26 protein-coding genes and 1 pseudogene are annotated in these 26102 nt (G+C 43.6%); 6 read left to right on the top strand and 21 right to left on the bottom strand.

Annotation, left to right across the window (positions count from 1 at the left end; translation table 11 throughout):
• Positions 1-415: 415 nt before the first annotated feature.
• The 3 genes from J2736_RS17365 to J2736_RS17355 all read right to left on the bottom strand — a co-directional run bounded on the left by J2736_RS17365 (position 416) and on the right by J2736_RS17355 (position 3315).
• The gene (locus J2736_RS17365; protein WP_310499852.1) at positions 416-2134 is read right to left on the bottom strand and encodes a stalk domain-containing protein; all 1719 of its coding nucleotides are present in this window, start codon (positions 2132-2134) and stop codon (positions 416-418) included.
• 75 nt (positions 2135-2209) lie between these two features.
• Positions 2210-2854: a YdcF family protein gene (locus J2736_RS17360; RefSeq protein ID WP_310499851.1), complete on the bottom strand. Its 645-nt coding sequence runs from the start codon at positions 2852-2854 to the stop codon at positions 2210-2212.
• A 20-nt stretch (positions 2855-2874) separates the two neighbouring features.
• A complete protein-coding gene (locus J2736_RS17355) occupies positions 2875-3315 on the bottom strand; it encodes a hypothetical protein (protein WP_310499850.1) in 441 nt (146 codons plus the stop codon).
• A gap of 176 nt (positions 3316-3491) precedes the next feature.
• Here J2736_RS17355 and J2736_RS17350 point away from each other — a divergent pair, with 176 nt between their 5' ends.
• Positions 3492-3863, top strand: a complete 372-nt coding sequence (locus J2736_RS17350) for a helix-turn-helix domain-containing protein (RefSeq protein WP_310499849.1) — start codon at positions 3492-3494, stop codon at positions 3861-3863.
• 218 nt (positions 3864-4081) lie between these two features.
• Here J2736_RS17350 and J2736_RS17345 read toward each other — a convergent pair whose 3' ends face one another.
• The 3 genes from J2736_RS17345 to J2736_RS17335 form a co-directional block, all read right to left on the bottom strand.
• Positions 4082-4633, bottom strand: coding sequence for a site-specific integrase (locus J2736_RS17345; protein WP_310499848.1), 552 nt, complete (start codon positions 4631-4633; stop codon positions 4082-4084).
• A gap of 273 nt (positions 4634-4906) precedes the next feature.
• Positions 4907-5209 carry a helix-turn-helix domain-containing protein gene (locus J2736_RS17340; RefSeq protein WP_310499847.1) on the bottom strand — a complete coding sequence of 101 codons (303 nt, stop codon included), beginning with the start codon at positions 5207-5209 and terminating at the stop codon, positions 4907-4909.
• The gene (locus tag J2736_RS17335) at positions 5206-6219 is read right to left on the bottom strand and encodes an HD-GYP domain-containing protein (protein ID WP_310499846.1); all 1014 of its coding nucleotides are present in this window, start codon (positions 6217-6219) and stop codon (positions 5206-5208) included. The genes J2736_RS17340 and J2736_RS17335 overlap by 4 nt, the downstream gene beginning before the upstream one ends.
• Before the next feature lie 264 nt (positions 6220-6483).
• Here J2736_RS17335 and J2736_RS17330 point away from each other — a divergent pair, with 264 nt between their 5' ends.
• A complete protein-coding gene (locus tag J2736_RS17330; RefSeq protein WP_310499845.1) occupies positions 6484-7227 on the top strand; it encodes a hypothetical protein in 744 nt (247 codons plus the stop codon).
• 75 nt (positions 7228-7302) lie between these two features.
• Here J2736_RS17330 and J2736_RS17325 read toward each other — a convergent pair whose 3' ends face one another.
• The 11 genes from J2736_RS17325 to J2736_RS17275 all read right to left on the bottom strand — a co-directional run bounded on the left by J2736_RS17325 (position 7303) and on the right by J2736_RS17275 (position 18897).
• Positions 7303-8001, bottom strand: coding sequence for a response regulator (locus tag J2736_RS17325; RefSeq protein WP_310499844.1), 699 nt, complete (start codon positions 7999-8001; stop codon positions 7303-7305).
• Positions 8002-8029: 28 nt separating this feature from the next.
• On the bottom strand, positions 8030-9544 hold the full coding sequence (locus tag J2736_RS17320; RefSeq protein WP_310499843.1) for an ATP-binding protein: 1515 nt from the start codon (positions 9542-9544) through the stop codon (positions 8030-8032).
• 169 nt (positions 9545-9713) lie between these two features.
• On the bottom strand, positions 9714-11540 hold the full coding sequence (locus J2736_RS17315) for an APC family permease (RefSeq protein ID WP_310499842.1): 1827 nt from the start codon (positions 11538-11540) through the stop codon (positions 9714-9716).
• 164 nt (positions 11541-11704) lie between these two features.
• Complete coding sequence (ade, locus tag J2736_RS17310; RefSeq protein ID WP_310499841.1) at positions 11705-13504, bottom strand: adenine deaminase; 1800 nt, start codon at positions 13502-13504, stop codon at positions 11705-11707.
• Between the two features lie 87 nt (positions 13505-13591).
• A complete protein-coding gene (locus J2736_RS17305) occupies positions 13592-14458 on the bottom strand; it encodes a DUF3473 domain-containing protein (protein ID WP_310499840.1) in 867 nt (288 codons plus the stop codon).
• Positions 14451-15116 (bottom strand): class I SAM-dependent methyltransferase, encoded by a 666-nt coding sequence (locus J2736_RS17300; protein WP_310499839.1) that lies wholly within the window; start codon positions 15114-15116, stop codon positions 14451-14453. The genes J2736_RS17305 and J2736_RS17300 overlap by 8 nt, the downstream gene beginning before the upstream one ends.
• Before the next feature lie 26 nt (positions 15117-15142).
• On the bottom strand, positions 15143-16189 hold the full coding sequence (locus J2736_RS17295; RefSeq protein ID WP_310499838.1) for a GNAT family N-acetyltransferase: 1047 nt from the start codon (positions 16187-16189) through the stop codon (positions 15143-15145).
• A gap of 5 nt (positions 16190-16194) precedes the next feature.
• Entirely contained in the window at positions 16195-16533 is a 339-nt protein-coding gene (locus J2736_RS17290) for an EamA family transporter (protein ID WP_310499837.1), read from the bottom strand.
• Entirely contained in the window at positions 16527-16931 is a 405-nt protein-coding gene (locus tag J2736_RS17285; RefSeq protein WP_310499836.1) for a DUF2304 domain-containing protein, read from the bottom strand. Before J2736_RS17285 ends, J2736_RS17290 begins: the two co-directional genes overlap by 7 nt.
• A 2-nt stretch (positions 16932-16933) precedes the next feature.
• The gene (locus J2736_RS17280) at positions 16934-17650 is read right to left on the bottom strand and encodes a glycosyltransferase family 2 protein (protein WP_310499835.1); all 717 of its coding nucleotides are present in this window, start codon (positions 17648-17650) and stop codon (positions 16934-16936) included.
• Positions 17623-18897 (bottom strand): glycosyltransferase family 39 protein, encoded by a 1275-nt coding sequence (locus tag J2736_RS17275; protein ID WP_310499834.1) that lies wholly within the window; start codon positions 18895-18897, stop codon positions 17623-17625. Before J2736_RS17275 ends, J2736_RS17280 begins: the two co-directional genes overlap by 28 nt.
• A 395-nt stretch (positions 18898-19292) precedes the next feature.
• On the opposite strand from J2736_RS17275, the gene J2736_RS17270 reads away from it, so the two are divergent.
• Together J2736_RS17270 and J2736_RS17265 are read left to right on the top strand one after the other, a co-directional pair.
• A complete protein-coding gene (locus tag J2736_RS17270) occupies positions 19293-20336 on the top strand; it encodes an eCIS core domain-containing protein (protein WP_310499833.1) in 1044 nt (347 codons plus the stop codon).
• Between the two features lie 12 nt (positions 20337-20348).
• Positions 20349-20771 (top strand): hypothetical protein, encoded by a 423-nt coding sequence (locus J2736_RS17265; protein ID WP_310499832.1) that lies wholly within the window; start codon positions 20349-20351, stop codon positions 20769-20771.
• Positions 20772-20839: 68 nt separating this feature from the next.
• Here J2736_RS17265 and J2736_RS17260 read toward each other — a convergent pair whose 3' ends face one another.
• The 3 genes and pseudogenes from J2736_RS17260 to J2736_RS17250 form a co-directional block, all read right to left on the bottom strand.
• Positions 20840-22066, bottom strand: a complete 1227-nt coding sequence (locus tag J2736_RS17260) for an RtcB family protein (RefSeq protein WP_310499831.1) — start codon at positions 22064-22066, stop codon at positions 20840-20842.
• Positions 22067-22100: 34 nt separating this feature from the next.
• Positions 22101-22346: pseudogene (locus J2736_RS17255) on the bottom strand (DNA polymerase beta superfamily protein); the annotation flags it as partial.
• Positions 22285-22413, bottom strand: a complete 129-nt coding sequence (locus tag J2736_RS17250) for a hypothetical protein (RefSeq protein ID WP_310499830.1) — start codon at positions 22411-22413, stop codon at positions 22285-22287. The gene J2736_RS17250 and the pseudogene J2736_RS17255, both read right to left, overlap by 62 nt.
• Before the next feature lie 219 nt (positions 22414-22632).
• Between J2736_RS17250 and J2736_RS17245 the strand changes: the two genes are divergently transcribed.
• Entirely contained in the window at positions 22633-23943 is a 1311-nt protein-coding gene (locus J2736_RS17245) for a helix-turn-helix transcriptional regulator (RefSeq protein ID WP_310499829.1), read from the top strand.
• On the top strand, positions 23930-24760 hold the full coding sequence (locus tag J2736_RS17240) for a WYL domain-containing protein (protein ID WP_310499828.1): 831 nt from the start codon (positions 23930-23932) through the stop codon (positions 24758-24760). Before J2736_RS17245 ends, J2736_RS17240 begins: the two co-directional genes overlap by 14 nt.
• A 519-nt stretch (positions 24761-25279) precedes the next feature.
• On the opposite strand, the gene J2736_RS17235 is transcribed toward J2736_RS17240, so the two are convergent.
• On the bottom strand, positions 25280-26068 hold the full coding sequence (locus J2736_RS17235) for a class I SAM-dependent methyltransferase (RefSeq protein ID WP_310499827.1): 789 nt from the start codon (positions 26066-26068) through the stop codon (positions 25280-25282).
• Between the last annotated feature and the right edge of the window lie 34 nt (positions 26069-26102).

The raw sequence follows: 26102 nt of genomic DNA, 5'->3' as shown, positions 1-26102 counted from the left end.
TGCGAGCTTTTTCGCTACTATCCCTTCGTATGACTGCTCACCATCCTTAGCCTCGCCTTGACCTTTGGTCTTGCACGTGGGTTACCAAAAAAAAAATTGGGAACGATGAGCTCTCCTTGGGTCACGTCATCGACTTTCCCCCGAACCCAGTCCTCCTAACTTACGAGATCTATGGTGGTATTGGACGTTCTCTTCTTTTGCAGAGTTGTCCGATCTCATCAGCCAACTTGGTTTAGCCGCCTGTTCCGGGATTTGCCTTCAAGCCCTCCGCACATACCCTCACGGACTATGCACTGCCTGTCAGCTATGTACTTCCGCCACCTCGCGGTGCACTGGAGACTTTCACTCCTTAGTCGATGCGCTGCCAAGCGCACAAAAAAGAAGCCCTATTGTTTGGGCTTCTTCCTCTTTTTTGCTAGGCATGATTTACATCATAGTCACTTGCATGTATGCTGTTATCTTTTATTTCGATTGCTTTTTTGTAATTATTTGGAATATATGTCTCCAAATTTATTCCTCCACCACCTGGCATAATAATTTTATTACCATTAATTGTACCGTTTGAGGCACTTTGCCAAGTCCAAATGCCAGTTTCTCCATTTTCTAATTCATTGTTACTGATTGTAAAGTGATCGACATATCCTATTCGGATAGAAGTTTTCCCTCCTAGATTACTGTAAGATCCCATTTTAATTTTGTTATTACTCACGATAACATGACTTACCATTCGTTCAGCCGTAATTTCGATCCCCGCGTAAAAACTTCCTTTACCCTGAAGAATATTTTCTGAAACAATATTATTATCCGCATAAATGCTAATACCAGCATACATATCTGGAGCAAGACTATTTTTATTCTTACCTTCATAATAGTTATTGTTCATATAATTATTCACAATTAGATTACCAATAATACGGACACCTCTAGCGTTAATTTTAATAGCTCGCTTAGCACAATTCTCAAATCGATTATTAGAAATCGTACTATTAGTATCTTCTATTATGTTTTTTTCTAAGTTCGGGTCTTCATAAAAAATACCGTCCCCATCATCTGCAGGCCCAATATCATGTATATAGTTATTTACAATGGAAATATTTTTCGCAGCTTTTTCAAGCCAGCCCGATTTATTTTCAGTTAAGTATATGCCTCGAGCAACCAAGCTACCTTGATTCTCATGAATAGCCTTTATATTCTTTATCTCACTATGATCTATAGTTATTGTATTTGTATTTCCGAATATTGTAATACCACTTACTACCTCATTATAATCGTCTCGAGAAGGATTATTACTTTGAGAAGCATTAGCAATCACACAATTATCAACCATAATATTCGAACTATTCGAATCAACTAACAGAATATTAATTACACGTTGATTTCCATCTAAACTAAGATAACTCATCGCAACATCATTACCAGAAATGGTTAATAAACTTGTTCCGAATTCTACGTTAGATTTCGCCTTCAGACCTGTCGAGGATCCTTCCCCGATAATCTTTGTATAAGAATTTACTGTTAGTTTTTGTGTAGCATCTACGATGTAAGTGCCGCTTGGGAAGAATAGTGTCCCCTTTCTCTTCGAAACTTGTTCTAAAGCAATTTGAATGCTTAATGTATCATCTGTTAACCCGTCGCCTTTTGCACCAAAGCTTTTTACATTATAAGCAACGATGTCGAATGGATTTAACTTATCTGGTTGAATCTTGTCAGGGGATTGAATCGTAACTATGTGGCTATCGGGATCCCAATTGATCGGAAACCCACTATTCTCACTTATAAAACGAAGAGGAACAAGTGTCGTGTTTTCTACAATTTGTACAGGAGCTTGAAGTTTAATAGCCTTGCCATTAACATATGCGATTGGACTATTTATTTCCATTGTGATGCTTAAATTGTCTTTCTTGCCTGTAACAGATTGTTCTTCCTCATACCAAGAAACCTTAAAACCCATACGTTCAAAAATAGGGCGCAATGGAACAAATGTGCTTCCCTCTTTAATTAAAGGATCAACTTCAAACTGTAACTCAGTATTATCAAAGAATACCTTTACTGTTTTCTCAGCAAATACAGTATTAGGTACTACTAAAAAGATCCACATAAGTATTATTGTTATACCCGACTTTAAAATTTTCAAAATATACTCTCTCCTAACGTGATGTTGATAAATGACTTGCATAACAAAAAAGTCTTGGTGTACAAGACCTTTCCGTTAGGCTCGATTTAATAACTTGTAATATATGATTTTCACCCATTCTAATGGAACATTCTTTTTTGTATCATGATGCGTCCACCATTGGTCAAACGTAAATTCTGATGGTGCTGCAACAAAATGTAGATCAATACCAGAATTTTTATACACTTTTTTAAATGTTAGGCGAGTTCGCAAAGTATGCCAATCTGAAGTTACAACAAGCGCTTTCTGCATACCTTCTTGCTCAAGAATCTCCTTGGTATATTTAGCATTCTCAAAAGTATTCTGTGCATGATCTTCTAGCATAATGGATTCTTCAGGTACTCCTAAAGATTCAACCTTTGCAAGCATTTTATTAATTTCCATGTCATGTTTGTAATCAAAGGTCCCATCTGTCAGTAAGACTTTCGTGGCATAACCATTCTTATACAATTCAACAGCCTTTCTCGATCTCTCTCCAAACCCCCCTTCTCCTCCAAGAAGTATAATTACATCACTATTACTTACTTCATCCAAAACAATTAATTTGTTACCTAAGACGTCAAGCCATCTATCCTTTGTATAATATAGCAGTAGCAATGTAACGACTATGAGAGGTAATATCCAACTCATAACACGTACTATTACCTTCATCCCTGGCATAAATTCAACTCTTTCTTCCATCGCCTCAGCACCTTATGACATTAACATAACAAATCAAATTGTTTTTGTTGTTGGACAGTCGTATATTCATTAAAATATCTATAACTTTCATTAGCTTGGAAAGTTGCAGGATTAGGTTGAATAAAAAAGGATAACACAAGGCGGCCTAGTTCTAAGCCTCCTTTCCATTCCACTTCATATTCATTTCCATCGTCCAACCTATTTACATTTATGAGAACTCCCTCAACTGAAAAGGTCATTTCACGCAATGTTAATTGAAACCTCCAAGTGACATGCTGACTTAGTGGCAGTGCTAAAGATGATAGAAATCGTAAACCCTGAGAAGTAATTTCTGTAAGTATCACTTGAGTAGGTTTTGATTCCATCCGTTTATTATTAATCTCAACAATCTTAATATGACTATAAAATAATGTCTCATTTTTGAGGTCAAACTTTCTACTTTTAGTAAGGTTAGTCAACATGTGTTCAGCTTCCTTTTCCTTATAGTGGAGATTCTTCTTTGCATATTACAAATAGTAGAAAGAGAAACTGAGAAAATACATTTTTTCATTTTCATATCTAGTAAAACACTGGTATAATAAGTCTTACTAAATGGATATACTAAATTTATTCATATGGAAATGTGAGGAAATTAACAATGACGAAATACGGGGACAGAATTGCCTTTCTGCGAGAACGGCATGCACTCACCCAAGAAGATCTGGCAAACAAGCTAGGCATTTCAAGAGCTTCTCTTTCACACTATGAGACATCACGAAGAGAGCCAGATTATACCACGATCAATAAAATCGCTTCTTTTTTTCATGTATCCATTGATTATTTGCTGGGAAGAACAAACCAATCTGATCGTATACTCGACGAAGAAGTGCGCGATTTCGTGGATAATTTAGAACTTTCGGATGAGAAGATTATGGAGAAATTCGCACTAACCATAGATGGAAAGAAACTATCTCCAGATGAAGCTAGGCGTTTTATTGCCTTTGTACGTGCTGAACGGTCCCTAGATTAATAAAAGTCGGTTTCTCAAGTTCATGTTCAGCAAAAACTAAAAAGTCATTTGGATTTATTCCCGTTTGAACTAGTATTTCCATAATATCAATTTTAGCTTGTCCCTTTTTCTCCATAAACAAATCTCTCCCAGGTCATGTTATCTTCACATTCATGATCTTATTTCTTTTTCTCATCCTATTAATAGAGATATATTTTTGTATCTTAATGTTCAGTATTCTACTCATTACTTGCCACTAATCGACTTTCCACCCGCTTTTCTAACTGTACCTGTACTCCAATATAACGCAAAGTTACAGATGGGGCAGAATGGTTAAAAAGATCACGTAGTACTGAAATATTTTTCGTCCTTTGATAATAATGGTATCCAAAGGTCTTCCTTAACGTATGTGTGCCAATATCATGGAGTCCAATCTGTTTCGCCGCTTCATTCAATATGCGGTATACTCGAATCCGTTTTATTGGCTTTCCTGTTCGTTGTGATGGAAAGACGTAATCATTGTCATCCATATATTTTACATATTCCATAATGGACTCATTAAGCTTAGCGCTAATTGTAAAATTCTTTTCTTTCCCTGTCTTTTCTTCACGTATAATTACTCTATTCTTACCTTTTAAATCTTGTACTCTTAAAGTCAACAAATCACTTAGGTGTAAACCAGAATTAATTCCAATTGTGAATAAGAGCCAGTCTCGATGTGACTGCCTAATTAATATTTCTTGCATTTCTTCAATTTTTACTTGATCACGAATTGGCTGTACAACTTGCATGAAACAACGCTCCTTTTATATAAATTAACTGATACATAATGTATCATACGAAACATAACGAACCCTTTATTATTAATAATTAACCTTATCTTGTGTTTCCTCCCCTCATGTTCCTCATTAGTAAATTACATTATCCTCATTAATATAGCATTATACGATACATATCGTATCACTTGATGGATACAAAAACAAGTGTTTTATAAAATTTCTATGTATTTCCTATCAACAAACAAAAAAAGGACCTTCTTTTTAGAAGATCCTTTCCCACACATCCTATCTCATTCCCACCGACGCCACACGCACAGACTCATTCGCTCCCAGTCCAGAAACAAGCAGAGCTTGCTGCAACAGCAAGGCTAATAGCTTGCGCATGGAGCCAATTCCGATTTTACCCATAATGTTGGCGAGGTGAATTTTTACAGTTTTCTCACTGATACAGCAATTTTCGGCAATTTCCTTGTTGGTGTAACCATATGTCGCAAGTAAGGAAAGTATTTCGGTTTCACGTTGTGTTAGACCATAGTTGGAATAAAATTGGAGTAAAACGTCTGACTTCTCTATAATTATTGGCTTCATATGACAACTTCCTTTATATGAATGTGTCTTTCTCGACTGAGATCAAGAAAGGTATTTTCGATTTTCACGAGTGGGTTCGTATCATCCGTTGGATTAATATAGACGACTTCGCCCCAGCGTCCATCTGTTAGAAGAACTTGCCTGCCTACTAGATTGTAAATCATGTTTTGTAAAAAGACGGAAACTATATGTGGATCTAACTCTCCAAAGAAACCTTTTCTCAAACGACTGACAACTTCGTGAAAAGGCATCATTTCATGATATGGCCTTTTCGATGACATTGCGTGGAAAACATCTGCTACGGCGACGATTCTGCTCATTTTGTCCAGTTGATTATCTTGCAACTGCAGCGGATACCCTGTGCCATCAGCTCGTTCATGATGTTGTAGAGCTACCAGCGCTACACGATAGTTAATGCCTACCGTCTCACGCAGCATGTTATAACCAAGAATGGTATGCTTTTTTATTTCATCATACTCCTGCGGAGTTAATTTTCCTGGTTTCATTAAAATCTCTTGAGATATCTTGATTTTACCCACATCATGCATAGTAGCCGCTAAGGATAGAAGCGCTACCTCTGTATCTGCAAGGTCCATCCATTTGCCAATGAGTGTTGATAGAATGCCCACGCCGATATTATGCTGGTGGGTGTATTCATCCTTAGCCTTAACGGCTTGAAACAATTGAAAGAGATCAGGGTTTTCGGCTGCCTGCTGAACGATTGGAATTAATTCTGACTTGATCTCTAGAAGAGGTATCTTCTTTTGCGTCTTAATACGCTCGAATAAGTCTTTGGCATACTCCGTAGCTTTCTGAACAAGACGATTCGCATCTTGAGCGGGTACGGATTCAGGCGGCTGGCTCTCAGGCATCGTCGTTGTTACAATATCCATCTGATCGATGCGATGCTGCCTAAATAAATCCAAATGTTCTTGATTTAGAACGGTATGAATAGGGACTAAGACTAGTCCATAACTTGTTGTCACATCATATCTTAATCTTTTACCCAAAAGGTCTCTCAAGAAATCCCGCCCCATTAATTTCAAAATCGTTCCATTTTCCATTATATACGACAAATTCCATCATATATATGGGATATTCAACCTATATTTCGACAATCTATTGTAGGTTTATTTTCCCAATTCGAACTATTATACCACTTCTTATAGGTCTAGTGATGCTTAACTTTTGTTATTTTCAAACCGTGACATCCGTCTATCTCCCTGCATATAGTAAGTATCGACAATCCGCTTTTACCTAAGGAGGACTTACGAATGGCATCGAACAAGAAACAAGAACTGCGCGATGTAGAACTGGAAACTGAGATTTCACAAAGCGCGGCAACGGACTCGGACTACCCAGCAGCCTATTATCCACAACATACACCATACCCTTACGGGTATCCCGTACCTCAATACTATGGATGGGTACCTGCCTATGATCCACGCGGCTTGGGCGGCTTAGGCGGTTTGGGCATCCCCGGATTCCCAGGAACTGGCGGCATGATCCCTGGATTCCCAGGCGGATCTGGTGGATTCCCAGGCGGACCTGGCGGTTTCCCAGGCGGTCCTGGATTTCCGGGCGGGCCTGGCGGTTTCCCGGGCGGACCTGGTGGTTTCCCAGGTGGACCTGGTGGATTTCCCGGCGGGCCCGGCGGTTTCCCAGGTGGACCTGGTGGATTCCCGGGTGGACCTGGCGGTTTCCCGGGTGGACCTGGCGGTTTCCCAGGTGGACCTGGACCAGGCCAAGGGCAAGGCGGGTATCAACCGCCAACGTCCGCGCCGCCATCTCAAATACCGCAAAAACCGCTTAAAGCACCCGGCGTATACGCCGTAGATCCAGGCGGAATCTCCCGCTGCTTGTTCAGATTCACGTATATATGGCAAAGCAACGGACAACAATACTGGTATTTCCCAGTGTTCGTTGGACGGACATCGATTACGGGATTCCGTTGGACTGGATTCTCTTGGATCTTCTTCGGAATTGACTTACGCTTTATCGATTCCTTTACTTGTTAACACCATAGATTGCAAAAAAGCTTCCAATCCCACGATTTTGTGGGGCTGGAAGCTTTTTTATTTTATACCATGTCACTAGCTTTCTTGCCAAGCAAACCTGTACCCAATGCCAGGCTCAGTCAAAATATACTGAGGTCTCGTCGGATCCGTCTCTATTTTCTTCCTCAGATGTCCAACATACACGCGCAGGTACTGACTGTCTGATTCATACTGCTGACCGCCCCATACTTCCTTTAGCAACTGTTTATGAGTCATCACGCGTCCAGCATTAACGCCAAGCACCTTGAGCAAATCATACTCGGTTGGCGTAAGCTTCAGCTTCTCACCATGGAGTTCTACGCAGCGCTTAGCCAAATCAATAACGAGTTGCCCAAGCCTAAGCACAGGCTCATCTTGCGTTTTGGCAATATGCCGAAGCGCCACTCGCATGCGAGCCATGAATTCGCCCATACCGAATGGCTTCGTCACATAATCGTCTGCACCTCGATCTAAGGCGGCGACTTTGTCAGGCTCTTGATCCTGCGCGGTTAAGATAATGATGGGAACATTCGACCATTCACGAATGCCGTCCATTACCTCCATGCCGGTCATATCTGGCAGCCCCAAATCTAACACTATGAGATCCGGCCGAAACATCGCAGCCTGCAGCAAACCTTCTTTGCCAGTTGCAGCTTCCGCTGTTACAAATCCATGTGCAGTTAACGTAACACGCATTAATTTGCGAATTTGTGCCTCGTCATCAATGACCAAAATTTTCGCCCCTGTGGTTGTCATCCTTCTCTCCATCCCTCTTAGCGAATTTCTATTGTGTTAAAAGCAAGCTCAGTTCGATCACCGTACCCTGCCTACCGTCTTTTCTCTCGCTAGCGGTGATTGAACCGCCATGCGCTTCTACAATACTTTTACAGATGGCAAGCCCAAGACCTGTGCCTGGTATATGTTTCGTTCGATTTCCACGATAAAATTTTTCGAAAATCCGTTCCCTATCGGCTGGAGGTATGCCCGCCCCTTCATCCATTATGCTCAAAAGCAGCCTATCGCCAGCCTTTTCCGCTTCAATCCGGATCTCACTGCCTTCAGGTGAATACTTGATTGCATTGCTGAGCACGTTTATCAACACTTGTTCGATAAGCACTTCATCCAGTGGAACAGACGGAAGCTCCGGATCCAATGCGATATGAATGACTCGATTTTGCAAGGAATCCTTCAATTGCGTTAAGGCAACCCCGACAACATCCTCGATCCCGCACCACATCTTATTTAAACGCATCATACCGCTCTCAATGCGAACCATACCGAGCAGATTCCCAACGAGTCTATTCATACGCGTAGCCCCTTCACGGGTTGTAAGGAGTAACTCTCGACGATCATCTGCACTAAAGACATGCTCACCCTCAAGCAAGCCCGTGACAGAACCAATAATGGTAGCCAGCGGCGTACGCAATTCATGAGAGAGCGAGTCCAGCAGCGCTGTGCGGAGCTTTTCGGATTCAGCTGTCAATTGAGCCACTTTGGCTTCATCCGCTAGCTTAACCCGAGAAATTGCCACGGCCGCGAGATCCGATAATGCTTCAATGATGGGAATAAGCTCCGGCATTTCCAGCACACTGCGATGGCCAACATGCACAGCAAGCACGCCATGCATCTGATGATCGGTTGCCAATGGGATATGTAAATCAGAGGCTTCACGCAACGTCTGCGTCCCCCGACCAGCAATCGTATGGTTCACATTGACCCAGGCCGCGATAGAGAGATGCGACTCATCACTCGCCCAATCCTTGTCATTTTTCGAGTAAGCAGTCAGTTCTTGCTCTCCCAGCTGATTCTGAAAAAAGATAGCCACTTTCGTATCCAGTGTTTCAGCAATGTGCTGAACAATCTCAATGAGTAAGACATCTAGATCAGAAATCGCTGTAATCTTTCGACTTAACGCGTATAGGGCAGCTGTATTCGCTTCTCTCTTTTGCGCTTGCTGGATCTGATTTCTAAGCTTAGAAGCCAGACTTGCCGTAAGTGCCGCCACACATAGAAAGACTATGAAGGTAAAAATATAACGCAAATCCGCTACCGATAGACTGCGCGTAGGTGGAACGAAGAAAAAGTCAAACGCCATCACACCTAATCCCGCAGCAAAAAAAGAGGGACCTCTCCCCCAACGAACCGCACTAAACAGCACCGGAAATAAATATAGGAGCGAAATATTGACGAGATCAAGGAAAGGAGCAATACCTTTTAATACAATCGTTAACACGACAATAAAAAGGCTCGTCACCCCGTACGATTTCCAGTAATTTTTTTCATTTTGTTGAGTTTCCATAGACTTATTTTACCCTATTTCACCAAGTTTGCCACACGCACACTATTGTAACGCAGATCTGTGTAAATAAGGAGTAAAGATGAGTAGCAATTGTATAAAAAAAGTATAAAAATTAGGGATCGGTTAAGTAACCCGCCAAGGCGTTTACTACGCGAGTTCCACATCTCTTTTACTTTTTCAAATGATACGGCACGGTCGTTACAATCAAATTCCGCTTATACAGCAAGAAGGCCCTGATCAGCAAACTGGATTGATTGTGAAGGATGTTATGCCAGTTTTTCTTGGGGATAAACTGCGGAATGATCACAGTTACCCGATAGTTGGATTCCGTTGCTTTATGTTCCACGGTATCGATAAATTTGGTCAGCGGATGCACGATACTTCGATATTGGGAGTACAGCGAAACCAAACGCACATCGGGCTGCCATTTTTGCCATTTTTCCGCAAATTTCTTCTCATCCTCCCGCTCAAACGCCACATACACCGCAATAATCTGATCCGGGGAGAGTGATTTGGCGTAGTTCAGCGAATTCTCCACCACATGAGTGAAGCCTGCAACCGGCACGATCATCACATTCCCTTCAATGGGAACGACAGGTTCACAAGAAGTTAAGCGCAATTGTTCCGCGATGGCATCGTAGTGTTTTTTAATTTGATGAAAAATAAAAACGATGAGCGGGAGGAAAATGAGTACACTCCACACTTGACCGAACTTGGTGATAAAAAAGATCATCATCACGATGAAGCTCATAATGGCGCCCACCAAATTTACGGATAATTTGAGCAACCAACCTGGCGGCCTCTCCCGACTCCACTTCACCAACATACCTGTCTGCGCCAATGTAAAAGGAATGAATACCCCTACAGCATAAAGAGGAATGAGCTGCTCTGTCTGTCCTTTAAATACGATAATTAACAACATCGAGGTGATAGCTAAAAAAATAATCCCATTCGAATACCCCAATCTGTCTCCGCGCATCGTAAACATTCTCGCAATAAATTTATCTTTAGCCAAATTAACGGCCAGCAAAGGAAAGGCAGAATATCCCGTATTTGCTGCAAGAACGAGAATCATCGCTGTTGTGCCTTGGACGATATAGTACATTAGATTTCTACCAAACGTAACGGTCGCTATTTGGGAAACGACGGTTTCCTTTTCCTCAGGTGCAATGCCGTAATAGTAGGCTAAGTAAATAATCCCCGCGAAAAGAATGGCGAGTAAAAAGCCCATGGCCATCAACGTTCTGGAGGCATTATTCGGGGCAGGAGACTTAAAATTGGGAATCGCATTGGAGATCGCCTCCACCCCAGTTAGAGCCGAACTTCCCGAAGAGAAGGCTCTTAGCAAAATGAACAGGGATATGCCCGCAATCGGTGTCCCCAACGGCGTATGTAAATCGGCTGAGATTTGGCCGGTCACTATTTTGTACAAACCAACCCCAATAAGGATCAGCAGTGCCACCACAAACAAGTACACGGGATACGCTAAAATGGACGCCGACTCCGTTATACCACGGAGATTCAGGATAGTAATAAATAACACGAGCGCTAGTGCAATAGGAACTGTATAGGCATGTAAGCTTGGAAAAGCTGAAGTTATCGCATCGGTCCCCGCGGAAATACTGACCGCTACTGTCAAAATATAATCGACTAATAAGGAGCCGCCTGCAAATAGACCGGCGTTCATGCCTAGGTTCTCTTTGGACACGACATAGGCACCGCCGCCTTGCGGATATGCAAAAATAATTTGTCTATACGACAACATAAGGGCAACTAAAAGAAACAGAACACCGCATCCGATAGGGATTGTATACCAGAAGGCTGCCGCACTAATCGTAATTAAGACAATTAATATCTGCTCCGGACCATAGGCTACCGAGGATAGCGCATCCGATGAAAGAATTGCCAGGGCTTTCTTTTTATTCAGTTTCTGCTCGCCCAATTCGTGGGACTTCAATGGCTGGCCAATTAACAAACGCTTCAGATCAGACAACAATGTGTGCACCACCCAGATGTGATATGTTCGGTTTAGTTTGTCCTTATTCTCTTAAAATAATTATAAATAATGGAAATACGGACAGAACTGCACACAAAAAAGCGACCGATTCACTCGGTCGCTTAGCAGAGCAAGCACTTCACACTGGTTTCAAAAAATTGAAACTACGAAACAATCTCCACATCAATCAACGTAAACTCGGTCACATCCACCAACCCACGATTAGAAATACGAATCTCTGGAATCACCGGCAGCGCGATGAGCGAGAAAGTCATATAAGGCGCGTTCAGGGAACAGCCGATTTGTTTCCATGCTTGATCCATCTGAGCGACTTCCGCTACCACTTCAGGCAAAGACTTCTCCGACATGAGTCCAGCGATGGTCATCGGGACCTGCGCCAAGACTTGCCCATGTTCGACCACGATCATGCCTCCGCCCAGCTTCACTAGCTCATTCGCCGCGAAGGCCATATCGGCCTCATCGATCCCCATCACAAGGAGATTATGGCTGTCATGGGCCACTGTTGAGGCTACCGCCCCCGACGTCACGCCAAAGCCATGAGCAAAAGCAAGCGATATCTGCCCCGTCCCTCGGTGTCGCTCGATACAAGCTAGACGAACCACGTCTTGCGCAGGGTCAGGTTGAATATGACCAGCGTCCACACGCAGCTCTGCTGTCATCTTTTCAGTTCTGGCACTATTTTCGATAACGTTGATCACGTTGACTTTCGTTGTGTCTCGCCCAGCAGTTGATGCAAGCTTGAAGTCGTCGGCTGTCAGCTCCCGCTTCACGTTCATGGACGTACGTATATGCGCAGGATACGTAAACACAGGGAACTCCACCACGAGCTTCCCTTGCTCAGCAATCACTTGACCATCCGTAATAACGGTGGTTGGCTCCATCTTCTGCAGATCATCGATCAACAGAATGTCCGCGCACTTGCCTGGTGAGATTGAGCCCAAATCATGCTCCAGCTTAAAATAGCGCGCCACATTGATCGTAACCATTTGAATCGCTGTGACCGGATCCACGCCTTCTTCTATCGCGCGCCGCGCTACGTGATTAAGGTGTCCTTTTTCCACTAGTGTCTGGGGATTCACATCATCCGTTACAAGCGAAATATTGGACGTATTCACGCAGTCTTCGGTGACAATCTTGATGACTTCTTTGACATCATGCCACGCTGAGCCTTCACGAATCATGAGATGCATCCCCATGCGAACCTTATGCAGTCCTTGCTCTCTTGTTACCGTCTCATGGTCGGATGTTACGCCAGACGCTAAATAAGCTTGCAGCATGCGATCATCGTCACTAGGGAAATGTCCAGTAACTGTCTTCCCGCTTAACAGCGTTGCTTCGATTTCTCCGCACATTTTGGGATCACCGTACACGACTCCTGGGAAGTTCATGACTTCGCCAAGTCCCACCACATTATCCCACTGCAGTCCCGCTTGAATATCGGCTACTTCCAGTGTAGCGCCGCCATCCTCCAGATCATTGGTCGCAGGCACACAAGAGGGGAATGTTGTGAACACTTTAAGAGGCAGCTGCTGCCCTTCATCATGCATCAGTCGAACACCCTCTGAGCCGAATACATTCGCAATCTCATGCGGGTCCATGAAGATACCTGTCGTCCCTTTCACAATCGCTGCTTTGGCAAATTCCGTCACAGATAGCATCGTGCTTTCTACATGCATATGGCCGTCCAGTAAGCCTGGCACCAGAAATTTCCCGGCAGCATCGATCAGGGTAGTTTGAGCTCCGATGGTATGATCTGCCTTCCCAATATACGCAATGCGCCCAGCAGCAATCGCAACATCCATATGTGTAAGAAGTTCTCCTGAATACACGTTGACTAAGGTACCATTTTGAATAACAAGATCGGCCGCAGCTTCTCCCATTGCAACCTTAGCCAATGTACGGCTAACGTCAGTAAGTTTATTTCGATTAGGGGTATATGTCATAGATTCGTGCTCCTTTGTTCCTACATTAAAATACGTAATGATTATTAAATGTACACTTTAATGGATAGGAGAGCAACTGATGAACAATCAACCATACGCCTTACTCAAATGCTCCGAAATCGACGTAAAAGCGAAATCCTTCAGCATGTGTTCCAGCTTAGCTTTCGTTCCTTTAACATTATAGTAATGAATGAAACGCTCTTTAAAAGGAAGCTCCAGCTGGTGTTCCTTCGGATCAATCTCACGAGGATGCAAATAAACAATGGAGCTCTTACCTTGGCGGTTAGCCGATTGAATGGCTTTTCGAATGATCATCTCAGGAAAAAATCTAAAATAAAACCCGCCTGAATAGCCGATATTTCTCCCCGCCGCTCGCATCACAGACATCGGAATTTCGTATAGATGAAGTTCTCTGCCGTTAACGATTGGCTTATGAATCTCAGTAGGCGCTGTTGGAATGCCGTATAAGAACGTTTTTACAGGAAAAATACTTGCATCATAGATGAGGCCCATCTCTTCCAACACTTCGAGGTAGTGATGATTACTTTCAACGATCGACCATGACGGTGCCCGATACCCTTGTACCTTCGTTCCGGTTAAATTTTCGAGAATATCGATTGATTTTTGAACATCCGCACGAAACCCTTCTCTCGTCTGCTTGTATGCTAATTCATGGGCATACCCATGAGAGGCGACATCATGACCCTCACGCGCGATAGCCTGCACAATATCGGGGTAATCCTCCCCAATACAGCCAAGTGTAAAAAAGGTGGCTTTGCATCCCGCATCGCTGCACATCTGCAGCAGTGTATCCATATGTGCTCGGAAGCTCGAGCCCTTACTGCGGTCTGGCTTTACATCGTCGTAGTTCGCATGAAACCATTCCTCAATATCGAATGTGAGAATGTTGTTCATGGGTTTAGTAAGATTCACAGGATTCAAAGAGTTAGACATGCTTCTTGCTCCCCTTAATCGCGAAAGAGGTGCATAAACGATCATAAACCTTCCACTCTGCGCTTCCTTTTGTCACGTATGGGAAGGGATGATAGATCTTTAAGAACTCTATATGCTCAAATCCGTGTTCGATGAACACTTTTTTCAATTCGGCCATCACGTACATACGGTCAAATTTTTTCGTTTTTTCAAACAATTGCAACACTTTCCGCTGCCAGGACATCTGGTGCAAAGTTTCAATGAGCAGGGTTCCACCAGGCTTCGTCACCCTAGCCAACTCTGCAATAACGGATCGATATTGATCGATAAGCTGAATCACACCAATACATAAGACGAGATCAAATTGGCCTTCCTCGAAGTGAAGAGCTGTCAGATCATCCGATGATGTGCGAAGTCCTCTTTCCGCGGCAAAGGCCAAGCTTTTCTCCGAAAAATCCACGCCATAGACGGTGTTTGCCCTAACAAGCGGCTCACTAAATGCCCCCACGCCACAACCTGCGTCCAGTATGTCTTTTCCTTGCAGCTCTCCGAGCCACTTTAACGTTTGATTGCGCTGCATAAAGAAGCTTTCCTCATTATAGTAGTCGGAGGATTGCACGGACGCACCGTGAACTTCTGCCCTCTTGTCAAAATATTGCTTCCAGCTGAGATTAGCCATGATCGATTTCCCCCGATTTTGATGTGTTATGGCATGAGATACTTGATGAGCTGTTTACCGATCGGTTCTGTCACAAAGTTAGGCATGACCTTCCAGAGTTCTACGAAGAACCGTAGCTTTTCTTTGTCCGGAGGACCCGCCTTTTTATTGGTGCTGCCCATGACATAATACGTGAGCTGCTCGGCCTTAGCCCCCCATTGTTCTTTGTATTTATACGTGCCTGAACCCGTTTGTGAACGACCTAGATCAAGCTTCTTCATTCCGCTTCTGATCCCCAATTTTACTGCTTCCCAGTACATAAAATTATTCAAATATTTGTGATTATACGCCGTCAGATTCGCACCATACGGATAATACAGCGTCGAGTTCCCCGGACTTTTGAGCAGTAACATGCCTCCAACGACCTCACCGCTCTCTACGTCTATGACCGTCAGCAGCTCAGCTTGCCCAGGGAAATTGTCCAAGAATCGTTGGAAAAAGGAAATATCCTGCGCGGGCGACCCTAATTGCTTCATCCGCCGAACATACACCCGATGGAATGACTCCAAATTCCCCTTATCGTACGAAGCCGTAAACCAGTTGTTCTTGTACACTTTCCGGACATGGTTTCGATTGCTGCTAGAGGAGAGGGCAAGCACCTCATCTTCCGTCGTCAGCGGCAATACAAACGTATGATTGCTAAGGTTGATGGGCCCAAGCTTGTCATGCTTAGTGGGGGTCTCATTCTTAAACCTCAACTCCACGTAGCTCAGTTGGTAGTTCTCCTTAAGATCCGCTATGGCAGCCATCGCAAAGTTAGCAGCCTCCTCATCGATGGCACATATGTCCAAATAATTGATAAAGGGGAGCGAAACTCCCACCTTCTCGAGTCCTAAGTTGCGACCGCTAATCAATGGAAGTAAGGCACATATATCGTTATTGCGATCAACTATCGCATGGTATAAGCAGCGGTAACCAAACGTATCGCATAGAATTTTCCTAAACGCTAACGTATGGTAAATTGTCCCCTGAGACCCTGCCAGCCTGTCCCAGGCTTCCTTCATCTCTTCGGTATAGGGCACACAACGGTACATGCAAACTATCCTCTCAACCATAAAATAACACCAATCATAATAAACACACATCCGGCCCATTTCATGGCGCTAATTTGTTCATGGAAGATCATGATGGAAACTAGAATCATAAAGATATATTGAATACTCGATACGAAAGTCACATAGCTCAAATCAAATTGGGACAGGCAATAAATCCAGATGAATGCCGCCAGTGCATAAAAGGCAAAACCCGTCACAATCAATGGTGTCGTCATGTAACCTAGGGCAATCGCCATAATTCCACCTTCAAAATTGACAGCTCGACCCCCTATTTTAAGTAAGGTACTGGCCACAACCGTCATTAGTACACTGGCAACTAACATGATGTATTTGATGATTTTTCCTCCTCGTTGCTTTTCTTCTCCAGCTCTTCAAGTCTTAACTTCGTCAATCCGAGCTCCTGGGTAAGTGCTTTATTGTGCAGCTTCAGGCCCGAAATGCTAATACTCGTATTCAGCAGAAGCAAGTAGGCAGAAGCAATTAATATGGCAAAAAAAGCAGAAGGCGCATAGTCGATACCAAGCAGCTTCGAGAACCACTCCATCAAATTCGTGAACATGGACATAATCAACGTAAATATACCAATCACAAACCAGACAAGCGCATACTTCTCTCGAAGTCTTCTAGCTCTAACCATCATAAAAACCGTGCAAATTAATATAAAACTGAAAATCACACCCATTAATTGCACACTATAGAGAGGATGCTCACTCGTTAACATACCTACCACCTCGTCCTTGTCCTTGTATAGGAGAATAAGATCGACATAATGACCTTCGTCATATAGTAGGGACTTTTGATCGGTGTAATCGATGAGACACCATGCTCACGCTCTCTCATTTCAACACCAATTTCACCGATCCGAAGCCCGTGCTTGCTCAGCAGAATAATAGCATCCGGCTCCGGATAATCGTCGGGGTAGAATTGGCTTAAGAGCCCAATGCTCTTACGATTATACATACGAAAACCTGAGGTTCCGTCTGTTATTTTGGTCTGGATTAATAGTCGAAATAAATAGTAGAACACTTTAATCCCCAGTCGCCTAGTCCATGTCGTTTGAAACGATTTGATATCTAGAAACCTAGAACCAATAACCATATCGCACCCCGTTTGCGTCATATACGCATAAAGCTTGTTTACCTCACTGGGGAGATGCTGGCCATCACCATCAATTTGTACCATATACGAGTACCCGTTAGCATTGGCATATTTGAAGCCTGTTTGCACCGCACCACCAATCCCTAAATTAAAGGGAAGGTCCACGACTTTCACATCTCCGCCGGCCTGTTTGGCAATCTCCGAAGTGTGATCCTTCGAACAATCATTAATGACAAGAATATCGCAGTTCGGCAAATTCTCGCGCACATCTCTGATTACTTTTAGAATATTGTTCTGCTCATTATAAGCCGGGATTACAATGAGTATTTGTTGTTGCTCCATTGACGCAGCCTCCCCCAAAGTGTGTTGGTTATGACCCGGATTAAGCTGATCAATCTTTCGGCCCCATACCCACAGACGATACATATAAAGGGTAAAGCAGGAAGCTTATAGCGATACATACTATCCATGAACAGCACCATACAAAAAATAAATATCGACAAAATAACCAACCAAACAATGGATGTCCTTCTGAACATGTTGTTCTTTATCGTTGCATAAGTTCCAATAATAAATAGCACTAAGGGAATGAGATCCTTGCCAAACTTAATCAGACCCGACAAACTTCGAATATCCGTCTTCCATACCCACCAACCTATAAAAGCGATTGCTCTTCTTCCATATAAAAGCAGGACATGATCCCAATTATGAATAAGAAAGCTTAGGATTAAGCTGCCGAATATATCCATGCGATAATCGGGTCGATAGAAATAGTCATTGCTGGAAGGATTATCATAGATCCATCCCTTGGCGTAAATGTTATATAAAACTAACTTCGCATTATATTGTAGAGAGGCAATGAGTGGATTGAATTTCTGTCCCAAAGTAAGATAACTAACAACAGCGAGGATGAAAAGTAAAGCGCCTACAATTGGAAATCTATAACGCTTAAGTAGAAGAAAGGTTGTCTGTTTGTTCAAATTGAATACGAGATAGAGTCCTATAAAAGCAAGTGTCAGGACACCCGTTGGCCGGAAAATTAGCATGATGAGTGAAGAGATGATGAACATCGTGGTCACTAATTTCTTTTTACTCTCTAGCATTTTTAAAAGAAGTAGGACATTAAGTAGAACTAGATTCATAAAAAGACTATCTGAAAGAATGTACATCGACCAAATCATCATGTGCCATGAAGTGGCATAGAAATACGAGGCGATAATAGCGGTTACTCGGTTAAATAAGCGTAGTGTGATGAAATACACGAGGATCACACACAGGGCCGTTGTTACAGCTTGTATAAAAATAACGGTTTGCGCTTCCTTAAACACACCGATTAATAAGGTCAAAATGAGGTTATATCCCATGTAGAGAAGATCATTCATATGTAAGCCAATTTTGAAATCTGCTAACAAGGCGTGGGCGTAATCCAGATACCACTGTGAATCATCCGACTTAGGAAGTCCCTTATCTGAATGCAGGATAAAGAAGTAGTACTGTAAGACACGCTTAAGGGAAAGCAATACAAGGGGGAGGAGATAGACCCATTCGTAATTCTTATATTTCACATAGATACGATAAATCAGATACACTCCGCAAACAACTCCATATCTGTAATTGTAATTGTGATCGAATTGTAAAAAAAGTGTGATATAACTATGATTAAATTGTGAAAACAACTTAGAATTTTCGACATTGCGTGATAAATTCCTGCTTCTTTTGAACTAATTAACAATAAATTTATATTAGCTTTCTGGAGGCGAGAAAAATCCTCTTTTACGCAATGAATTTTGGCCAAAAAGTACGTCTCCTGACGTGATATACGCAGCATTTTAACTATCTCCACTATCCCCTTCGCTCAGTTACAATTTCCTGACTGACAGTCAACAGGAATAAACACATCTTTAGTACTGTTGTCCTATGGTAACATTTACCTTAAAATGAAAAGGAAACGACAAGAATTTTACTAAGGCGGTGACATTTATTCATGAGTTATCAATCACATGTAAGAAACAACGCATCGTCAGAACAACTCGATAAACATTCGAAATCAAACAGCTCAACTACACACGGTGGAAAAGCTGATCGTATGTCTCCTTTTTCCACTTCACATATTGCACAACTTCAGAGAACAATCGGCAATCGCGCCGTCGCTCAATTATTCAGGTCTCAAACACCAACACAATCACAACCAGATAAACCGATTCAGAAGAAGGAAAATAACACAGGCATGCCCGACCATCTCAAATCAGGGGTCGAAAATTTATCTGGCCTGTCCATGGACTCCGTAAAAGTGCATTACAATTCCGATAAACCTGCTCAGTTGCAAGCCTTAGCTTATGCGCAGGGAAATGACATTCATGTGGGTCCTGGTCAAGAGCAGCACTTGCCGCATGAGGCTTGGCATGTCGTCCAACAACGTCAAGGCAGAGTAGCCCCAACGCAACAAGCTGGCGGTGTCGCCATTAATGATGATCATGGATTAGAATCCGAAGCCGATCACATGGGAGCCAAAGCATCTGATTTAGGCGGCGAACGTATGCAAATGAAACGATCGGACAACGATAGTTTAGTAAGTGGAGAAGCACCAAGCTCTTCGGATACGATTCAAAAAGTGGCTGCCACCTTGTACGACGGATTGGATGCCAATGATCCAAGTACGTATGATGTCGGTGGAGGGCATTCTTATGCCGATCACGGGGCGCATACGACCGAAGAACAACAACGCGAACGATTGAAAAGCGGTACCGCACCTTCCGGTCGGGTGAGTAAAGTGCCAACGGGCAAAGCCGCATCCAAATTCGTTTCGGATGATAAGCATAAAGCGGCTTTCACCAGTGCTTACAGTACTTTGGTTTCCAAAAATGCGCCAAAGCAGAAGCTCGTCGGCATGGGTACGATCATCAGCGTGCCAGGTGCAGGGGTCGGCTATCTCCGTGATGGCACAGAGGTCACTTGCGATCAGGTCCAATTAGATATTCAGCCAGACAATGGCAAGTTGAAAATCAATACGATGTTTCCAGTAAGCTAGGAGGATGAGGGCATGGGTACATCTGCAGTGAACAAATTGAGTCAGGTGCTAAATGAGCTGGCTATAGCATTAACTGTCGACGGATCGCAAACAGTTGATAAGCAGGCTTTAGCGGAGCACATTGCAGAAAATGAGCTTGAAGAAGCGGGAGCAGCTCCTTCTTGGTTAATCGATCTCCTCACCGCGGTGAGCGATCGAAAGGTCACGGGAGCTTGGGTTGACTTCAAGCGAGGGACAGGCGATGACACGAACATCTTCGATTTCATCCGGCACCTGCATGACGTGCTCCCGATTGCATACGAGAACAACGAGGAAAGCTGGTTATTAACTTTCCCGCAACTTGGTCTGGAAGCTTGCATTTCGTTAGAGGGTTCTTGCTACAAAGTGAGCGGCATCGGCGATACGTGGGAATTAGAGGATGCGTTGAATGACTAAAAAGCAGTCCCCGAAGTAAGTAGGTTACTACTTGGGGACTGCTTTTTTTATTGTTTATGGTTGCTCTCTTAATCCTTATACGGATCAAACTCATCGGCACCAGCCATACAAACACCGATCGGCTTCAACACATGCAGAACCTCAATCGTCTCCTCATGCGCACGCAGCACATCTTCCAGCTTACGATACACAAAAGGACTCTCGTCCGTTCCCGCTCCACGAAGCTCCACACCGTAATCCTTGACCGCATTCATCATGCGTTCTGGTGTAATTTGTCCGCCGCTTCGGGTGCGGTTTCTCCAGTTCATTTTGCCCGCCGCTTGTGTCCGGCTCATCACCCTGCCGGCGCCATGCACCGTGCTGTAGTAAGCATCCCGATTCTCATCGGTATCTTTCCCTCTAACGATCACGGAGATATCGCACATACTCCCCCCAATAAAGCCTAATTGCCCTGGGGCAGAAGGCGTAGCCCCTTTTCGAACTACTATTGTATCCTTACCATTGTGGACCTCTTTCCACGCAAAATTATGATGATTATGCACCGCGAAATCCGCTTCTGCTCCTAAAATAACGAGCACCTGCTCGATCACATAATCTCGCCCCGCATAGGCATACCGCCCTGCCAGCGTCATGGCCCTGTAATACATGTCTCCCATTTCGCTCGACAAATCCAGAAGAATCGGCGGTTGGTCCATCTTTTCACCTGGTGCGTTGCCCAGAAAGTCACGGCCAGCCGTCAGATTGATGAAACCGCTCGCTGTCTTATGACCGAACCCACGGCTGCCAAAATGATTCGCCACCCACACCCGACCCGTGCTCACTTCTTCAAACACATCCACAAAATGATTGCCGCTGCCCACGGTTCCAAGCTGATCACGAGCAAGTGCCTTTAACTTGTCGTGCTCTTGTTTACCAATTGCTTTATACACATCCCAATCCGGGTCATCGAACAAATCATGATCAACCTTCTCATTGTTTACACGACCGATACCAAAGGAAATTTTGCGTGCAATTTGATCCATCATGCCCGCCATGCGAGGCTTCAAATCGCTAGCCATGAGATTGGTTCTTACTGCTTTATTTCCACAGGCTATATCATAGCCTACGCCTGATGGCGATAATTGACCGTCGTATACAACAACTCCGCCTATCGGCTGGCTATACCCTTTATGATGATCAGCCATGAGGAGTGTCTGAACGACTCTTCCTGTTTCTGAACATGTTTTTGCCTGTGACAAAGCGCCCTCATCGGGTTGTCCCCAGACTCGTACGCCGTTTATATTTTGATACGCCATGTTGTTCATCTCCTGTAAGTGAAAATTAAAACTCCTATCCCCATACTTCCTTCAATGCTGCTCGAAATAATGCGTCAAGCTCGCTATCCTGACCACCTTCACCAACTTGCATGGCGGATTCTTGAAACGCGATAGGTGGCATCGTATTGTGCCCCTCAATCCATTCACAGGCCAAGATCGGGCGCAGGACATAGAAATACTTTTTAATTTTAACATGATCACCCTGCAAATATTCCCGATAATTCCCTTTCGCCATGTGCAAATAGTGGTGCATACAAGATGCGGACGCCTTCTTCCTTCTCGATCATTTTCAATTCTTCAAGGATTTGTTGATGAACATCGGACATATGATTCTTCCTCCTTTGGTACATGTATGTATTCAATCAAACATTGTTAATTATTTCCAATATTCTAAATATCGCGTCGGCCTTATGTACCTATCTTCGCTCTTTTTCATCCCATCGAACATGGCGAAAGTATTACGACAACAGAGAAAGTTTCCCATTTCGCCCAATTCCATCCCCTGTTACAATGGAAATACGATGTAGATGGAACGGAGGAGTAGGGTGGCTAAGGAAAGCTTTGATAAAGAAATCCAGTTTCTTCGCATGCTCGTGTTGACGAGTGGCGCCTACAATAGACAGCAATTCTCAGAGCGACTGGGCATTTCTATCCATACCTTTGACAAGACGATTCGACGGTTAAAAGAGATCGTTAGCTCGACGTATCAGCACTTACCGCAGGAGGAGCGCAAAGAGTTCGCCGAAACGATTCGCTTCAGCTATTACGAGTCCACCGATCCGATGCTGCTGTTTTTATTTCGCGCCAAATCGCTGAAAGAATCGGAATCGCAGAGAATCTCTTTGCTTTTAGCCGCCATGAACGAAAGAGCTCTGACAGCCATGGAACTATTGGACATCTGTTGTACCAGTCAATCATCCGATCTATCCTTGCCTGATGAGAAAACCATTCGTTCTGACCTCAAGTATTTGGAAGAAGTTGGTGTCATTGCAAGACAAGCAGGTGCTCGTCCCTATCGCTACCGTATCCAAAACGATTTGATCCACGGACTGACGGACGATGAGCTTTATGATCTCTATGATTTTGTAGATGTCATGGCGAACACGCAGGTCCCTTCTGTTCAGGGTTATTTGCTGCGCGATGGCTTGAAGAAGCATTTTGTTCGCCAACAAGCGGAGAAACACGCGATTGAGCCTTTTTTATATAAATATCACTATTATTCTAGAATCCTAGATGAAGCGCATTTGTTCACGCTCCTTCGTGCAATCCGTAACCGGCGCAAGGTTCAATTCCTTTATTTTTCACCGAAATCTGAAAAAAGCTACGCCTCTAAGAACACCAATCCGCTATTCGAGCGGGATACGAACGGAAAAGTGGAGAAAACGATCCCGCTGAAAGTGGTCTATGATCATCAGTACGGGCGATGGTATCTGCTCGGAAGTGGCAGAGAAGGCGTACGAAAGTATCGCTTAGAAGGGTTAACGCAGATCGAAGAGGATGAATCCGTGGACGAGGTTGCTTTTGAGACTAGAATGAACGAGCTGCAGGAGAAAATTCAGTATAGCTGGCTGATTGATACGGGGCGGCCTGTGACGGTTCGTGCTCGATTTTACAATCCAGAAGGTTCGGCGCCTAACTTTGTTAGGGAGCGAGTCATGCTGCAAGGTCAATGGGGACAAATCGTGCAAGAGGACGAGCACTCTTTTATCTATGAGATCTTGGTGAACGGGACGACAGAAATTAAGCCATGGCTGCGCAGTTTCGGGTCTAGCTGTGAAATACTCGAACCTGCTCAATTCCGCAGAGAAATGATTGCCGAATGGAAGGAGATTCAAGCTTATTATGAATCTGTTTGAGAAAATTTTTAATTACCAGATTATTTCCCGGCTAGAGGATTCAGGTACGTTCATGGTCACTTCACACGAGAGGGCATGGCTAAAGACGATGCTTGGGCATCCTGCAGCTAATGAGGCTTTCAATTCCGAAACGTTGGATAAACTACGAGTAATCCTAAGTCAAGATCAGGTTATGGACACCTCGGACCACCTCATTGAAAAAGCCCGCAGTAGGGAGAAACAAGTTTACCACCCCCTCTTACGGGTTTTACGCAGGCTTATTTCGGAGAGAACTGGAATACGCTTAACCTATGAGATTAAAAGCGGACGCATGCAATCAGATCAATCTGGGCTTCCCTATAAATTAGAATATTCCATGGTCAAAAGAGAATGGTACCTGCTTTGGTATGATTTTCGGCATCACACAATCATGCGCACTAAATTAGACAAAATTATAAGTGTCACTGCTGAGGCATTGAAAACAGAGGATGCAGATAGCATTCTGATGAAGAGCAAAAAAGCTCTAGATGCGAGAAAAGGCGAAACCCTCCTTGAAGTCGTTCGTGATTACAATAGAGAGCTGTCTCGTATTCTATATGCCCTTTCCAGTTTTGAAAAAGACGTTGCCTATGATACCGAAAATGATATCTATAGAGTCAGGGTAACTATTCTTGGGGACGAAACGGAGTATCTGCTTTCCAAGGTCCGTTTTCTTGGAAAGCGCGTTCGTGTGGTCGAGGGGGATTTTCTGAAAAGACGTATGCTGGAGTCGGCGACGAAGGCTTTGGCGCGTTACGGAGTAAGCTCGGTCGACGAGGACAAGGAGGGAGCTATATAAAACCTGCGGATGATAGGGATAACGGCCATACAAACAAAATCGGAAGAAACAAGTCGCATATTTGGATTGCGATTGCGGGAGCCATTTTTATACTTACAGGAGGGCTCTTCCTGATGTGGCTCTCTATTGAACATTTTCTGACACGAATTTGTGAGATTACGCATTGTTAAAAACTTTGCTTCACCGTTTCTCTAAAGAGCAAAAATTAAAAAGGCCATCTCAAAAGTCAATTTAGACCTTATGAAATAGCCTCTTTTTTGCATATGACCGACGCGTAATAGTAGTATCCCCGCTTCCCGCAATCTAACTGGATTTTCTCCATCTAATTGTAGCGAATTTATCGAATTTGTAAGATTACCTGTATTTTCTGTAGTTAAATTTCCTCGATCTGCTCGACTCTTCAAATTTCGACCAAATTAGATGTATTTTATACATCTAATCACGAAAATACGGTAAATACGAGCAAATTAGCTGTAGATTATACATCTAATCACGAATGCGGTCTGCAACATCTTCCACTCAAGGATATAGCGGAGATAACTCCACATCGATTCGATCAGCAATTAGCGTATAGAACTCGGGAAATCTTGGATCTGCTTTACTTGCGATCTCTTCAAATGTTCGAATGCATAGTCCCGCTGCACTAATCGCAGTTATAATCTCACCGACAGTCCAGCTTCGTACTAACACATTACGCAGCTCAGAACGTTCTTCCTCGGGAAGCAGCTTAGCAAACGCCACTTGTCCTTCCTTAATGCGATCCTCAAAGTAGTTGCCAGTTGGCTCTGGCAGGTTATATGTATTCAGCCATGCCCGTGCAAAAGGATGAAAGTCGGTCAAAATAAACCGGCCCTTGTTCCTTAGTCTACGTTGAACCACGCTGAAAATAGCATGGAGATCTGTAAAATAATGCAAAACACCAAACTCCATCAACACGATATCAAATTGGCCTAGCGTTTCTTCGTTGGGGATATCCAAAGCATCCGAGCAGATATAATCAATTTGAACCCCAGTAGCTGCAGCAACCTGCATCGCGTACAACCGATTTTCTTCCGATATGTCCACCACGGTCACTTCCGCACCTAACAATGCCAGAGAAATTGCCTTTCTACCGTGTGAGCCTAGAAGGTTAAGAACGCGCTTTCCTGCTGGATCACCCATATACTTTAGCCAGTAACGCAAATGATGTTTGTGTTCTAGTTTCAATTCCGCTGCAAGTTCTTCTGGTGTTCCAAAATGTTGAACCCATGCTTGATACGCTTTCGTTTCCCATGCCATTTTGTTCGCAGTAGAGAGTTGTTTTTGCAATGACATACCTCCCAGACTTATTTAGTTACTCCAG

Origin of the sequence: Paenibacillus qinlingensis, from assembly GCF_031455095.1 — a bacterium.
Taxonomy (GTDB): Bacteria; Bacillota; Bacilli; order Paenibacillales; family NBRC-103111; genus Paenibacillus_E; species Paenibacillus_E qinlingensis_A.
This window is presented reverse-complemented; position numbering and strand designations above follow the sequence as displayed.